Below are 13,584 nucleotides of genomic sequence, written 5' to 3'. Positions count from 1 at the left end.
TACATGAGGAGAACACCTGCACCCAACGGGGCGCAGGCTCAAATCTGATGGATTTTTTGCATGGCGCGTTCGGTTGCCGGGCGGGTCCGGATGCGCTCAAACCAGTTGTTCACTGCCGGATAAGTGGCCAGATCGATCCGGTGGCGTTCATGGGTGTTAATCCACGGCCAGCAGGCGATATCTGCAATGCTGTAATGTTCACCTCCCAGCCACGGTGATTTTTCCAGCCGACGGTTCAGGACCCCGTACAGGCGCTGGGTTTCGACCTGATATCGCTCAATGGCGTAAGGGATCGTCTGCGGCGCATAGGCGGTAAAGTGGTGATTCTGCCCCAGCATTGGCCCCAGGCCGCTCGACTGCCAGAATAACCATTGCAGCGTGTGATGACGCTCGCGCAATTCACCGCTCAGGAGCTTGCCGGTTTTCTCTGCCAGATAGAGCAAAATCTCTCCAGACTCAAACAGGCTTAACGGTTTGCCGCCGTCAGAAGGCAGGTTATCAATGATGGCCGGAATTTTATTGTTGGGCGATATGGCCAGAAAAACGGGGCGGAACTGGTCGCCTTTACTGATATCCACGCGAATGATCCGGTAGTCCACTTCGGCTTCTTCGAGAAAGAGGGTGATCTTATGGCCATTAGGGGTGGGGGCATAATAGAGATCTATCATTCTCAACTCCTGTCAGTGCGAATAGTGTTGCCATAAAAAATCAGTATAGGTGCTTGTTGTAAATCGTGAGTTTTCATCAAGTGACAGCGAGGCAAAGAGATTATATGTTGAGTGAAAACCGATCAGCCGATGAGGATGTTATGAGCCAGCCTGTAATAACGTTGTGGTCCGATGCGAACTTTTTTTCTCCTTATGTCATGAGCGTTTATGTGGCGCTGGCAGAAAAGGGGCTTACTTTTAGTCTGAGAACCGTCGACTTGGACAGCGGCGAACATCTGAAGCCCCAGTGGCAGGGCTACGCGCTCACTCGCCGAGTCCCTGTGCTGGAGATCGACGGTTTTGAGTTGAGTGAATCCTCGGCGATTGACGAGTATCTTGAGGACCGCTTTGCCCCGCCAGAGTGGGAACGCATCTATCCTCACGATCTGCAAAAGCGCGCCCGCGCCCGCCAGATCCAGGCATGGCTGCGTAGCGACCTGGTGCCGATTCGCACAGAACGCTCTACGGACGTGGTGTTCGCTGGCGTCAAAAAGCCCGCCCTCAGCGAGGAAGGCTTATCCAGCGCCCGGAAGCTGATCGAAACTGCCTCATCGCTGCTGGCGCAGGGTAACCCCAACCTGTTTGGCGAGTGGTGTATTGCCGACACCGATCTGGCGCTGATGCTCAATCGCTTGATCCTCAATGGCGATGACGTCCCACAGCTGCTGGTGGATTACGCCACATTCCAGTGGCAACGCGCGTCGGTACAGCGCTATCTGGCACTCTCTGCTAAGCGCGCGGGCTGATAAGACGGGGCGCTTGAGGTATGATAGGGGCAGTCTGAATTCCTGAGGAGTAACTGATGAAACTGATGTTTGCGTCGGATATTCATGGATCGCTGCCCGCGACCGAACGCGTGCTTTCTCTGTTCGCCCAAAGCGGAGCGCAATGGCTGGTGATCCTGGGCGACGTGTTAAACCACGGTCCACGCAATGCGTTGCCGGAAGGCTACGCTCCCGCGCAGGTGGCGGAAAAACTTAATCATTTTGCCTCGCGCATTATCGCCGTTCGCGGCAACTGTGACAGCGAAGTTGACCAGATGCTGCTGCATTTTCCCATCACCGCTCCCTGTCAACAGGTGTTGATGGAAAACAGCCGTTTGTTCCTGACCCACGGGCACCTGTTCGGCCCGGATAACCTGCCGTCACTCGCCGCTGGCGATGTCCTGGTTTATGGTCATACTCATATTCCGGTGGCGGAAAAACGCGGGGCGTTTTATCACTTTAATCCCGGGTCTGTCAGCATTCCTAAAGGCGGCAATCCGGCAAGCTACGGCATGTATGAAGACGGGACATTAAGCGTTATCGCACTTAATGATCAGCAAGTTATTGCGCAGATAGCGATTAATCCGTAAGTTACACCACAACTGCAAACGCGCCGAAAGAGCGCTTAGACGAGAAGGTTTCCCGATGGTGGAGCAGAATCATTTGGCAAGTACTGAGTGGGTTGACATTGTCAGCGAAGAGAATGAAGTGATCGCGCAGGCCAGCCGCGAACAAATGCGTGCGGAGCGTCTGCGTCACCGCGCGACTTACATCGTTGTTCATGACGGCATGGGCAAGATTCTGGTCCAGCGTCGCACCGACACCAAAGATTTTCTTCCTGGTATGCTGGATGCCACAGCGGGTGGCGTTGTGCAGGCCGATGAAGTATTGCTGGATTCCGCGCGTCGTGAAGCGGAAGAAGAGTTAGGTATCGCTGGCGTGCCGTTTGCCGAGCACGGGCAATTTTATTTCGAAGATGAACATTGTCGCGTCTGGGGCGGGCTGTTCAGCTGCGTTTCCCACGGACCTTTCGCCTTGCAGGAAGAGGAAGTGAGCGAAGTGTGCTGGATGACGCCGGAAGAGATCACTGCGCGTTGCGACGAGTTCACGCCCGATTCCCTTAAAGCGCTGGCGCTGTGGATGACCCGCAACGCCAAAAACGAATCCGCTAAACCGGAAAATAAGGCGGAAAAAGAGGAAGAGGCTGAGTAAGCCTTAACAGCTTTCCCGCAGACACAGGCTGGACGCGATGGGTTTATGATCGCGCCAGTCTCCGTCATTCAGACGTTCCAGTAACGCTTTCCCGGCTTCAATCCCAATCTTGCGATGCGGTACTGCCATCGTTGTCAGCGGCGGCTGGCAGACGCGGCTGACGTCGCTGTCGCCAAAGCCCACGACCGCTAAATCGTCCGGCACTTTGATGCGTCGACGCTGGCACTCATACAGCGCGCCGCAGGCCAGTTCATCTGATACGCACACCAGCGCATCCAGTTCCGGCCACGCCAGCAGGAACTCTGGCAGTTGTGCCGCGCCGGTGGAGAAGTTCGGCGGCATGGCGGCATTAATCACTCTGTTCGGCGACAGGTGGTGGCGCAGCATCGCCTTGTACCAGCCCTGCAAATGCTGCTGAAAAATCCACTGCTCCTGGTTAGCGCACAGCAGGCCGATATTCTGGTAGCCACGCTGAATCACCATCTCGGTAAGTTCATACATGGCGGCGACGTTATCAATCCCGATATTCATATCAATCGGATCGGCACGCATTGCACCCATTTCCATCACCGGGATAGAGGCGTTTTTCAGCCAGTGGCGTACGGTATCGGAGTGCTCGACGCTGAGCAGTATCGCCGCGGCGATATTCGAGGCCAGCAGCGTTTCGAGCAGTTTCTCTTCCTGTTCAAGACGATGCTGAGATTCCGCCAGCATGATCTGATATCCGGCTGGCTGGAGCACCTGCTGTAGCCCGGCGAACATCTCGGAACAGCCAGCTTCGGAAAGATTGGGAACTACCATCGCGATCGTCCATGACGACGCCGATGCCAGTGCGCTGGCGGCAAGATTGGGCATATAACCCAGCTCCTGCACCGCGGCTTCAATTTTTTCACGCAGTTTATCGGAAACCTGTTCGGGCGTGCGGAGGGCACGGGAAACAGTCATCGTGCCTACGCCGGCAAGCTGTGCGACATCCGCGAGCGTTACTTTTCCGGTACTGCGCCGTTTTCGGGTTAAAGACATACATCTTCCTGCTGACAGGACGCGATTCAGTTTCATCCTTCATTTTACGTGACAGGCAGTATACGCCTTAAATCCCTTTTTTTGCTGTGATTTCGCACCATGATAGCAATTTGATAGCGCTATCACAGTTCTGCATGTTAGTCGTTGGTAGCGCTATCTTTGTGATCGCGATCGCAGTCATTGATTGATGGGTTGAATAGAGTTTGCCCATGTCTGGTCTTTAGCGGGAGTGAAAAATGCTCAAAAAGTGGATATATGATACAACCATCATCCTACAGGATAGCGTTGAAAGCTGGCCCCAGGCGCTGGAACTGTGCGCGAAACCGCTGCTGGATTTGCAGGTCATTGCGCCGGAATATGTCACGGCTATCATCGAGCAGCACCAGACGTTAGGTCCCTACTATGTGCTGGCTCCAGGGCTGGCAATGCCACATGCGCGACCGGAAGAAGGGGCGAAAGGACTTGGCCTGTCATTATTAAAGCTGAAACGGGGCGTCTCTTTTGGTGCCGGTGAGTTTGACCCCGTCGATGTGATTGTGATGCTGGCGGCACCGGACAAGCATAGCCATATCGAAATGATCTCAGCCTTAGCGGAATTATTTTCCAGCGACGAAGATATGGCTGAATTACATCGGGCGAATACGCTGGAGGAGATAAAAACCGTTATCAATCGCTTCTGATTTAATTATTTAATCCGATTCATCTCAACATTACGCGTCAGCGTGATGGGGCGTACTCTACTTAAAAAAGGGGATAACAATGAAAATCATGGCTATTTGCGGCTCCGGCCTGGGCAGCAGTTTTATGGTCGAAATGAATATTAAAAAGGTGCTCAAAAAACTGGAAATTGAGGCCGAGGTTGAACACTCCGATCTCTCCTCGGCCACGCCGGGCGCGGCGGACCTGTTTGTAATGGCGAAAGACATTGCCGCCAGCGCCAGCGTGCCGGAAAGCCAGCTGGTGGTAATCAACAATATCATCGATATCAACGAACTCGAAGCGCAGCTGCGCGCCTGGTTCGAAAGACAATAATCCTGATAAGGCGAGGTGGATATGTTTATCCTTGAAACGCTGAATTTCGTTGTTGATATTTTAAAAGTCCCTTCAGTGCTGGTCGGGTTAATTGCTCTGATTGGTCTTGTGGCGCAGAAAAAAGCCTTTTCGGATGTGGTAAAAGGCACAATTAAAACCATTCTCGGCTTTATTGTACTGGGCGGCGGCGCAACTGTGCTGGTGGGCTCTTTAAATCCGCTCGGCGGTATGTTTGAGCACGCCTTTAATATTCAGGGCATTATTCCCAACAATGAAGCTATTGTGTCGATTGCCCTGGAAAAATATGGCGCTTCCACCGCGCTCATTATGGCCTTCGGGATGGTGGCGAATATTATTGTTGCGCGCTTTACCCGCCTGAAGTACATCTTCCTCACCGGGCATCACACCTTCTACATGGCATGCATGATCGGCGTGATCCTGACGGTTGCAGGCTTCGAGGGGGTCGGGCTGGTCTTTACCGGTTCGTTGATCCTCGGCCTGATTATGGCCTTCTTCCCGGCGATTGCGCAGCGCTATATGAAGCGTATTACCGGCAACGATGAGATCGCCTTCGGTCATTTCGGTACGCTGGGCTACGTGCTGTCCGGCTGGATTGGCAGCAAGGTCGGGAAAGGCTCGCGCTCCACCGAAGAGATGAACCTGCCGAAGAACCTTAGCTTCCTGCGTGACAGTTCAATCTCCATCTCCCTTACCATGATGATTATCTACCTGATCATGGCGGTGAGCGCCGGACGTGAGTACGTGGAGGCCACCTTCAGCGGCGGCCAGAACTACCTGGTGTACGCCATCATTATGGCCATCACCTTCGCGGCAGGCGTGTTCATCATCTTGCAGGGCGTGCGCCTGATTCTGGCGGAAATCGTCCCGGCCTTTACCGGCTTCTCGGAAAAACTGGTGCCCAATGCGCGGCCTGCGCTGGACTGCCCGGTAGTCTACCCGTATGCGCCAAACGCGGTGCTGATTGGCTTCCTGTTTAGCTTCCTCGGCGGGATTGTTGGGTTGTTCATCTGCGGTCAGTTTAGCTGGGTGCTGATCCTCCCGGGCGTTGTGCCGCATTTCTTCACCGGTGCGACAGCAGGCGTGTTTGGTAACGCCACTGGCGGACGTCGCGGGGCGATGATTGGCGCGTTTGCTAACGGCCTGCTGATCACCTTCCTCCCGGTCCTGCTGCTGCCTGTTCTGGGCGCAATTGGCTTTGCGAATACGACCTTCTCGGACGCTGATTTTGGTGCGGTCGGGATTGTGCTGGGCAACCTGGCACGCTTCCTGTCGCCGCTTGCCATCACCGGACTGGTTGTTGTGTTGTTCGCGCTGCTGGTGGCCTACAACGTCTTCGCTAAAAACAAACCTGCCAGCGGTAACGCGCAGGAAAACCCCGGAGCCAAATCATGAATGAGAATGAAATAACCGACCTGGCGCGTCAGATCCGCCTTGAGACGCTGAAATCCCTTACGCAGCTGGGTTTTGGTCACTACGGTGGCAGCATGTCAGTCGTTGAAACGCTGGCCGTTCTGTACGGCGCGGTGATGAAAATTGACCCGGCCGATCCGGACTGGCCAGAGCGCGATTACTTTGTGCTGTCGAAAGGCCATGCGGGGCCGGCGCTGTACAGCACGCTGGCGATTAAGGGCTACTTCCCGATTGAAGAGCTGAGCACGCTGAACCAGAACGGGACGCGTCTGCCAAGTCACCCGGATCGCCTGAAAACACGCGGCGTGGATGCCACCACCGGTTCACTGGGGCAGGGGATCTCCATCGCTGGCGGCATGGCGCTGTCGCACAAGCTGGCAGGAAGGCCAAACCGGGTGTTTTGCATCGTTGGCGACGGAGAACTGAATGAAGGGCAGTGCTGGGAAGCCTTCCAGTTTATCGCTCACCATCGACTGAACAACCTGACGGTATTCGTGGACTGGAACAAACAGCAGCTCGACGGCGAGCTGGACGAAATCATCAGCGCCTTCGACCTGGAAGGCAAATTCCGCGCCTTTGGTTTTGACGTAGTGACGGTGAAAGGGGATGACATTCCGGCGCTGCTGGAGGTGACCGAGCCGATCCCTGAGGCCGATGCGCGTCCGCGGGTGGTGATCCTCGACAGCATCAAAGGGCAGGGGGTGCCATATCTGGAACAGCTCAGCAACTCGCATCACCTGCGATTAACCGAGGAGAGCAAAGCGGCGCTTAACGAGACGATTCGCCAACTGGAGGCTTCACATGATTAAGGTTGCACCGACAGGACAGAAAGATGCCGTTGAGATGCGTAAGGTCTACGCGGGTTTTGTGGCAAAACAGATTGAGGCCGGGAGCGAGATCATTGCGCTCGAAGCGGATCTGATGAGTTCGATGGCGATGGACGGCGTAGCGCGTGATTACCCACAGCACGTCATCAACTGCGGAATTATGGAGGCCAACGTGATTGGGACGGCCGCCGGGCTGTCGCTCACCGGACGTAAGCCGTTCGTCCATACCTTTACCGCCTTTGCCAGCCGTCGCTGCTTCGACCAGCTGTTTATGTCCCTGGACTACCAGCGCAATAACGTGAAGGTGATTGCCTCGGATGCGGGCGTGACGGCCTGTCACAACGGCGGGACGCATATGTCGTTTGAGGATATGGGCATCGTGCGCGGTCTGGCGCATTCAGTGGTGCTGGAGGTGACCGATGCGGTGATGTTCGAAGATGTGCTGCGTCAGCTCATTGACCTGGAAGGCTTTTACTGGGTAAGGACCATCCGTAAACAGGCGCCGAGCGTGTATGCCCCGGGGTCAACCTTCACCATCGGCAAGGGCAACGTGCTGCGCGAGGGAACCGATATTACCCTGATTGCTAACGGCATTATGGTGGCGGAAGCGCTGGAGGCGGCGCGCCAGCTGGAGCAGGAGGGGGTAAGCGCAGCGGTCATCGACATGTTTACCCTGAAGCCCATCGATCGGATGCTGGTGAAAAACTATGCCGAGAAAACCGGGCGTATTGTGAGCTGCGAAAATCACAGCATTCACAACGGGCTGGGGTCGGCGGTGGCGGAAGTGCTGGTGGAAACCTGTCCGGTGCCTATGCGGCGGGTGGGGGTGAAGGAACGGTATGGTCAGGTGGGTACGCAGGACTTCTTGCAGAAGGAGTATGGCCTGACGGCACATGACATTGTGTCGGCGGCGCGGGAGCTGCTGTAATAAAAAAGGCGACCATTTGTGGTCGCCTTTTTGTTGCCCGGTGGCGCTCGCGCTTACCGGGCCTACGGTCCTGTAGGCCGGATAAGCGAAGCGACATCCGGCAAGACCTTACAATTACTGCTGCTGCGAAGACTGGATCGCGGTCAGCGCGATGGTGTAGACGATATCGTCAACCAGCGCACCACGGGACAGGTCGTTCACAGGTTTGCGCATGCCTTGCAGCATTGGCCCGATGGAGATCAGGTCTGCTGAACGCTGTACCGCTTTATAGGTGGTGTTACCGGTGTTCAGATCCGGGAAGATGAACACGGTAGCGCGACCTGCAACCGGCGAGTTCGGCGCTTTGGATTTCGCCACGTCAGCCATTACCGCGGCATCGTACTGGAGCGGGCCGTCGATCATCAGATCCGGACGTTTTTCCTGTGCAATGCGGGTCGCTTCACGGACTTTCTCTACGTCACTACCTGCACCAGAGGTGCCGGTGGAGTAGGAGAGCATCGCGACGCGTGGTTCGATACCGAAGGCAATCGCGGAGTCCGCAGACTGGATAGCGATTTCTGCCAGCTGCTCTGCGGTTGGGTCCGGGTTGATCGCGCAGTCGCCGTAAACGTAAACCTGTTCAGGCAGCAGCATGAAGAACACGGAGGAGACCAGAGAGCTGCCCGGTGCAGTTTTGATCAGCTGCAACGGTGGACGGATGGTGTTCGCGGTGGTGTGAACCGCACCGGAAACCAGACCGTCAACTTCGTCCTGCTCCAGCATCAGCGTACCCAGCACCACGTTGTCTTCCAGCTGCTCGCGCGCAACGGCTTCGGTCATGCCTTTGTTCTTACGCAGCTCAACCAGACGGGCAACGTAGCTTTCGCGGACCACGTCAGGATCAACGATTTCGATGCCCGCGCCGAGCTCAACGCCCTGAGACGCCGCAACGCGGTTGATCTCATCCGGGTTACCCAGCAGCACACAGGTCGCGATACCGCGCTCTGCACAGATGGCTGCCGCTTTAACGGTACGTGGTTCGTCGCCTTCTGGCAGAACCACGCGTTTGCCCGCTTTACGCGCCAGCTCGGTCAGCTGGTAACGGAAGGCTGGAGGAGACAGACGACGGCTGCGCTCGGAGGTCGCCGTCAGGGATTCGATCCAGTCTGCGTTGATGTAGCCCGCAACGTATTCCTGAACTTTCTCGATACGCTCGTGGTCATCAACCGGCACTTCGAGGTTGAAGCTTTGCAGGCTCAGGGAGGTCTGCCAGGTGTTAGTGTTCACCATGAAGACTGGCAGGCCAGTGGCGAACGCACGTTCGCACAGCTTGCTTACGCGTGGGTCCATCTCGTAGGCACCGGTCAGCAGGATCGCGCCGATCTCCACGCCGTTCATCGCGGCCAGACAGGCTGCAACCAGCACGTCCGGACGGTCTGCGGAGGTTACCAGCAGGGAACCTGCACGGAAGTGCTCCAGCATGTGTGGAATGCTACGTGCGCAGAAAGTTACGGACTTCACGCGGCGGGTGTTGATATCGCCTTCGTTGATCACGGTGGCGTTCAGGTGGCGCGCCATATCGATTGCACGGGTGGCAATCAGATCGAAGCTCCATGGCACCGCGCCCAGAACTGGCAGCGGGCTGGAATCCTGCAACTTAGCCGGGTCAACTTTAATGACTTTCGCTTTGGAAGAGTCGTCAAAAATTTCGGACAGGTCAGGACGCGTACGGCCCTGCTCATCTACTGGCGCGTTCAGCTTGTTAACAATCACGCCGGTGATGCTGGTGTTTTTCGCACCGCCGAAGCTGCTGCGCGTCAGTTCGATACGCTCTTTCAGCTGCTCTGGGGTATCCGTGCCCTGAGACATCACGAAAACAATCTCTGCGTTGAGGGTTTTCGCGATTTCAAAGTTCAGAGACTGGGCAAACTGGTGTTTACGGGTCGGGACCAGGCCTTCAACCAGCACCACTTCCGCGTCCTGCGCGTTTGCGTGGTAGTTGGCAATGATCTCTTCCATCAGCACGTCTTTCTGGTTGCTGGAGAGCAGAGATTCAACGTGGCTCATCTTCAGCGGTTCAGCCGCTGGCAGATTGGAGTTCTTGCGAACGATGGTGGTGGTCTGGTCTGGCGCATCGCCACCGGCACGTGGCTGGGCGATAGGCTTAAAGACGCTCAGACGAACGCCTTTGCGTTCCATAGCGCGGATCACGCCGAGGCTGACGCTGGTCAGGCCGACGCTGGTTCCGGTAGGGATCAGCATAATAGTACGGGACACGGTTTATCCTCTTTCGTTACCGCCGCGTTGGGCGGGTTACAAAACAGCACCGCCAGCATTGCTGGCGGTGTGGAATCAGGCAGTCAGGCGGTGCGCGTCTTGCGCGATGACCAGCTCTTCGTTAGTTGGGATAACGATAGCAGGGCGGGTGCCTTCTTTGTTGATGAAGCCAGACTTGCCGAAGCGGGCAGCCAGGTTACGCTCATGATCAACTTCGAAGCCCAGAACGCCCAGTTTGCCCAGGGACAGTTCACGTACCATTGCCGCGTTCTCACCGATACCGCCGGTGAAGATAACAGCATCCAGACGGCCTTCCATCAGCGCGGTGTAAGAACCGATGTACTTCGCCAGACGGTGGCAATAAACGTCCATTGCACGTTTAGCGTCAGCTTTTTCTGCGTAGTTGTCTTCAACGTAACGGCAGTCGCTGGTGACCTCGGTCAGGCCCAGCAGGCCAGACTCTTTGGTCAGCATTTTGTTGATGTCGTCAACGCTCATGCCCAGGGTGTCGTGCAGGTGGAAGATGATCGCCGGGTCGATATCACCGGAACGGGTACCCATCACCAGACCTTCCAGCGGGGTCAGACCCATAGAGGTGTCAACACACTTACCGTTGCGGATAGCGGAAACAGAACCACCGTTGCCCAGGTGGCAGGTGATGATGTTGACTTCTTCAACCGGCTTGTTCAGCACTTTTGCGGCTTCCTGAGTCACATAGAAGTGGCTGGTGCCGTGTGCGCCGTAACGACGGACGCCGTGCTCTTTGTACAGGCTGTATGGCAGGGCATAGAGGTAAGACTCTTCCGGCATGGTCTGATGGAACGCGGTATCAAACACGGCCACGTTTTTGTCTTTCAGACTCGGGAAGGATTTCAGTGCTTCAGCGATACCGATCAGGTGAGCCGGGTTATGCAGCGGTGCGAAAGACGCAGAGTCTTTGATACCCTGGATCACGGAGTCGTCGATTACCACGGAACTGGTGTATTTTTCGCCGCCGTGGACGATACGGTGACCAATTGCGGTCAGCTGAGCAGACAGTTCTGGTTTTTGTGCCAGAATAGTGTTAACGATAAAGTTCAGCGCTTCACTGTGAGCGGCGCCTGCACCTAAAGCCGCTTCTTGTTTGCTGCCGTCCATCTTCCACTTGATACGTGCTTCAGGCAGATGGAAACATTCGGCCAAACCAGAGAGGTACTCGTCACCGTTGAGCGCATCGATGATGGCGAATTTCAGTGAGGAGCTACCGCAGTTCAGAACCAGTACTAACTTACTCGACATGGAAGTACCTATTATTGATACGTGGCTAAAAAAACGTCAGTGAGTCTAAAAGCGTAACGCATGCTGACCCAGACATTTATAATTAACATCATGCCAAACAAACATTCTGGCAGGATGGAAGAAATACCTATGATTTTAAGCCATTTTGAACATTTTTCAGACAATGGCATAATATGCGATAATTTGACGAGTTAACGCTTATCGTCTACGGCCCTATCAGGCTGGCACAGGATACCCGATACGGGGTAGCGATGACAAAATATTTTGAACGTTGTCATAGCCTGTTGTGGTTTTGCACGAAAATTTTAATTTTTATATGTGAAGTTGAGGTACAGCCATGTCGACACCCGAAATCCCGTCCGTGAACTTTTTTAGTCTGTTTCGTCGGGGACAGCATTACGCAAAGACATGGCCAATGGAAAAGCGCCTCGCGCCCATGTTTATTGAAAATCGCACTATTCGCGCCACGCGCTATGCGATTCGCTTTATGCCCCCGATTGCCGTTTTTACCCTGTGCTGGCAGATAGCGTTAGGTGGACAGCTTGGCCCTGCCGTCGCGACGGCGCTTTTTGCGTTAAGCCTGCCGATGCAGGGGCTATGGTGGTTAGGTAAACGTTCCGTCACGCCACTTCCGCCTACTATTTTACACTGGTTTTATGAAGTGCGTGGAAAGCTGGAGGAGGCGGGCCAGGCGCTGGCGCCGGTTGAAGGCAAGCCGGACTATCAGGCGCTGGCGGATACCCTCAAGCGTGCGTTTAAACAGCTTGATAAAACATTCCTCGATGACTTGTGATTGATCATCGAAACGACGACCAAAAGAAGGCACAGTAACAATCAGTTACCGTGTCTTTTTTTTACAGTGCAATGCGCTACAGGAGTCGAAAGATGGAAATGACCCATGCTCAACGTCTGATTTTGTCTAACCAGTACAAGATGATGACTATGCTTGATCCCGATAACGCTGCGCGCTACAGCCGCCTGCAAACCATTGTTGAACGTGGTTTTGGCTTGCAGATGCGCGAACTGGATCGCGAATTTGGCGAACTGAAAGAGGAAACCTGCCGTATCGTTATCGACATCATGGAGATGTACCATGCGCTGCATGTGTCCTGGACCAATCTGAAGGACCAGCAGACCATTGACGAGCGCCGCGTGACGTTCCTGGGCTTTGATGCTGCGACGGAAGCGCGCTATCTGAGCTATGTACGCTTTATGGTGAATACCGAAGGGCGTTACACCCATTTTGATGCGGGTACGCACGGCTTCAACGCCCAGACCCCGATGTGGGATAAGTATCAACGTATGCTGAGCGCGTGGCACGCCTGTCCGCGTCAGTACCATTTAAGCAGCAACGAAATTCAACAAATCATTAATGCCTGACGGAGGTGTGTGTGCAGTGTAAAGGTTTTCTGTTTGATCTGGACGGTACGCTGGTGGATTCGCTACCGGTGGTGGAGCGCTCGTGGTGCCACTGGGCCGACCGGCATGGCATCGACCATCAGGACGTACTGAATTTCATCCATGGCAAACAGGCCATTACCTCATTGCGGCACTTCCTTGCGGGACGTTCTGAGGAAGAGATTCAGGCGGAGTTCCGCTATCTTGAGCAGATTGAAGCTACCGATACCGAAGGCATCACCGCGCTGCCCGGTGCGCGTGAACTGCTTGAGCACCTGAATGAAGCGCAGATCCCGTGGGCTATCGTCACCTCCGGCTCGGTTCCCGTCGCGCATGCCCGTCATAAGGCGGCAGGTTTACCGACGCCGGACGTCTTCATTACCGCTGAGCGCGTGAAGCGCGGCAAGCCTGAACCGGATGCGTTTCTGCTCGGCGCAGAACTGCTTGGCCTTGCGCCAGCGGAGTGCGTGGTGGTGGAAGACGCGGCGGCAGGCGTGCTGGCCGGGCTGAACGCCGGAAGCCACGTCATTGCCGTTAACGTCCCGGCGGGTTCCCCCCGGCTGGAAGAGGCGGATTTCGTGCTTAACACCCTGACCGCCATCGACGTCTCGAAGGCGTCAGACGGAGTTGTAACCGTCTCGCTAAAAATGTAATCCCATGATATAGCCCCGCATTACCGGGGCTTTTTTATGGCAGAATTGCTTCTCCTCCACTGACAAGGACATGTT

Annotated in this window: 15 protein-coding genes; 11 read left to right on the top strand and 4 right to left on the bottom strand. The window is 55.3% G+C overall.

What is annotated here, in order from left to right; all coding sequences use genetic code 11:
- Positions 1–38: 38 nt before the first annotated feature.
- Positions 39–668, bottom strand: a complete 630-nt coding sequence (yfcG, locus tag AC4OVU_RS15300) for a GSH-dependent disulfide bond oxidoreductase (protein WP_003861434.1) — start codon at positions 666–668, stop codon at positions 39–41.
- 140 nt (positions 669–808) lie between these two features.
- On the opposite strand from yfcG, the gene yfcF reads away from it, so the two are divergent.
- The 3 genes from yfcF to yfcD are packed head-to-tail and all read left to right on the top strand — an operon-like array spanning position 809 to position 2,683.
- Positions 809–1,453 (top strand): glutathione transferase, encoded by a 645-nt coding sequence (gene yfcF / locus AC4OVU_RS15295; RefSeq protein ID WP_110292334.1) that lies wholly within the window; start codon positions 809–811, stop codon positions 1,451–1,453.
- A 56-nt stretch (positions 1,454–1,509) separates the two neighbouring features.
- Positions 1,510–2,061 carry a phosphodiesterase gene (gene yfcE / locus AC4OVU_RS15290; RefSeq protein WP_491928740.1) on the top strand — a complete coding sequence of 184 codons (552 nt, stop codon included), beginning with the start codon at positions 1,510–1,512 and terminating at the stop codon, positions 2,059–2,061.
- A gap of 55 nt (positions 2,062–2,116) precedes the next feature.
- A complete protein-coding gene (gene yfcD, locus AC4OVU_RS15285) occupies positions 2,117–2,683 on the top strand; it encodes an NUDIX hydrolase YfcD (RefSeq protein ID WP_006811396.1) in 567 nt (188 codons plus the stop codon).
- 3 nt (positions 2,684–2,686) lie between these two features.
- On the opposite strand, the gene AC4OVU_RS15280 is transcribed toward yfcD, so the two are convergent.
- A complete protein-coding gene (locus AC4OVU_RS15280; protein WP_017383439.1) occupies positions 2,687–3,706 on the bottom strand; it encodes a LacI family DNA-binding transcriptional regulator in 1,020 nt (339 codons plus the stop codon).
- A gap of 236 nt (positions 3,707–3,942) precedes the next feature.
- Here AC4OVU_RS15280 and AC4OVU_RS15275 point away from each other — a divergent pair, with 236 nt between their 5' ends.
- The 5 genes from AC4OVU_RS15275 to AC4OVU_RS15255 all read left to right on the top strand — a co-directional run bounded on the left by AC4OVU_RS15275 (position 3,943) and on the right by AC4OVU_RS15255 (position 7,924).
- Positions 3,943–4,386 carry a PTS sugar transporter subunit IIA gene (locus tag AC4OVU_RS15275; protein WP_047717172.1) on the top strand — a complete coding sequence of 148 codons (444 nt, stop codon included), beginning with the start codon at positions 3,943–3,945 and terminating at the stop codon, positions 4,384–4,386.
- Positions 4,387–4,465: 79 nt separating this feature from the next.
- Positions 4,466–4,738 (top strand): PTS sugar transporter subunit IIB, encoded by a 273-nt coding sequence (locus AC4OVU_RS15270; protein ID WP_003861447.1) that lies wholly within the window; start codon positions 4,466–4,468, stop codon positions 4,736–4,738.
- A 21-nt stretch (positions 4,739–4,759) separates the two neighbouring features.
- Entirely contained in the window at positions 4,760–6,151 is a 1,392-nt protein-coding gene (locus tag AC4OVU_RS15265; RefSeq protein WP_017383437.1) for a PTS ascorbate transporter subunit IIC, read from the top strand.
- Complete coding sequence (locus AC4OVU_RS15260) at positions 6,148–6,978, top strand: transketolase (RefSeq protein ID WP_017692999.1); 831 nt, start codon at positions 6,148–6,150, stop codon at positions 6,976–6,978. The genes AC4OVU_RS15265 and AC4OVU_RS15260 overlap by 4 nt, the downstream gene beginning before the upstream one ends.
- The gene (locus tag AC4OVU_RS15255; RefSeq protein WP_045333682.1) at positions 6,971–7,924 is read left to right on the top strand and encodes a transketolase family protein; all 954 of its coding nucleotides are present in this window, start codon (positions 6,971–6,973) and stop codon (positions 7,922–7,924) included. Before AC4OVU_RS15260 ends, AC4OVU_RS15255 begins: the two co-directional genes overlap by 8 nt.
- A 114-nt stretch (positions 7,925–8,038) precedes the next feature.
- Here AC4OVU_RS15255 and pta read toward each other — a convergent pair whose 3' ends face one another.
- Positions 8,039–10,180 (bottom strand): phosphate acetyltransferase, encoded by a 2,142-nt coding sequence (gene pta, locus AC4OVU_RS15250; RefSeq protein ID WP_017383435.1) that lies wholly within the window; start codon positions 10,178–10,180, stop codon positions 8,039–8,041.
- A gap of 75 nt (positions 10,181–10,255) precedes the next feature.
- Positions 10,256–11,458 carry an acetate kinase gene (gene ackA / locus AC4OVU_RS15245; protein WP_015572267.1) on the bottom strand — a complete coding sequence of 401 codons (1,203 nt, stop codon included), beginning with the start codon at positions 11,456–11,458 and terminating at the stop codon, positions 10,256–10,258.
- A gap of 337 nt (positions 11,459–11,795) precedes the next feature.
- Between ackA and yfbV the strand changes: the two genes are divergently transcribed.
- From yfbV to AC4OVU_RS15230, 3 genes are all read left to right on the top strand, one after another.
- Positions 11,796–12,251 carry a terminus macrodomain insulation protein YfbV gene (gene yfbV / locus AC4OVU_RS15240; protein WP_032669438.1) on the top strand — a complete coding sequence of 152 codons (456 nt, stop codon included), beginning with the start codon at positions 11,796–11,798 and terminating at the stop codon, positions 12,249–12,251.
- Between the two features lie 92 nt (positions 12,252–12,343).
- Complete coding sequence (locus AC4OVU_RS15235) at positions 12,344–12,838, top strand: YfbU family protein (RefSeq protein WP_003861461.1); 495 nt, start codon at positions 12,344–12,346, stop codon at positions 12,836–12,838.
- A gap of 11 nt (positions 12,839–12,849) precedes the next feature.
- On the top strand, positions 12,850–13,509 hold the full coding sequence (locus AC4OVU_RS15230) for a sugar phosphatase (protein ID WP_003861463.1): 660 nt from the start codon (positions 12,850–12,852) through the stop codon (positions 13,507–13,509).
- Positions 13,510–13,584 lie beyond the last annotated feature (75 nt).

This window comes from Enterobacter sp. 6722112, from assembly GCF_058661685.1.
This window is presented reverse-complemented; position numbering and strand designations above follow the sequence as displayed.

Bases quoted from the DNA above. Each gene is read 5' to 3' on its own strand.
- AC4OVU_RS15255 (WP_045333682.1), top strand. From the start codon at position 6,971: ATGATTAAGGTTGCACCGACAGGACAGAAAGATGCCGTTGAGATGCGT.
- AC4OVU_RS15275 (WP_047717172.1), top strand. From the start codon at position 3,943: ATGCTCAAAAAGTGGATATATGATACAACCATCATCCTACAGGATAGC.
- yfcG (WP_003861434.1), bottom strand. From the start codon at position 668: ATGATAGATCTCTATTATGCCCCCACCCCTAATGGCCATAAGATCACC.
- AC4OVU_RS15280 (WP_017383439.1), bottom strand. From the start codon at position 3,706: ATGTCTTTAACCCGAAAACGGCGCAGTACCGGAAAAGTAACGCTCGCG.
- yfcF (WP_110292334.1), top strand. From the start codon at position 809: ATGAGCCAGCCTGTAATAACGTTGTGGTCCGATGCGAACTTTTTTTCT.
- AC4OVU_RS15235 (WP_003861461.1), top strand. From the start codon at position 12,344: ATGGAAATGACCCATGCTCAACGTCTGATTTTGTCTAACCAGTACAAG.
- AC4OVU_RS15260 (WP_017692999.1), top strand. From the start codon at position 6,148: ATGAATGAGAATGAAATAACCGACCTGGCGCGTCAGATCCGCCTTGAG.
- yfcD (WP_006811396.1), top strand. From the start codon at position 2,117: ATGGTGGAGCAGAATCATTTGGCAAGTACTGAGTGGGTTGACATTGTC.
- AC4OVU_RS15265 (WP_017383437.1), top strand. From the start codon at position 4,760: ATGTTTATCCTTGAAACGCTGAATTTCGTTGTTGATATTTTAAAAGTC.
- yfcE (WP_491928740.1), top strand. From the start codon at position 1,510: ATGAAACTGATGTTTGCGTCGGATATTCATGGATCGCTGCCCGCGACC.
- AC4OVU_RS15270 (WP_003861447.1), top strand. From the start codon at position 4,466: ATGAAAATCATGGCTATTTGCGGCTCCGGCCTGGGCAGCAGTTTTATG.
- yfbV (WP_032669438.1), top strand. From the start codon at position 11,796: ATGTCGACACCCGAAATCCCGTCCGTGAACTTTTTTAGTCTGTTTCGT.
- ackA (WP_015572267.1), bottom strand. From the start codon at position 11,458: ATGTCGAGTAAGTTAGTACTGGTTCTGAACTGCGGTAGCTCCTCACTG.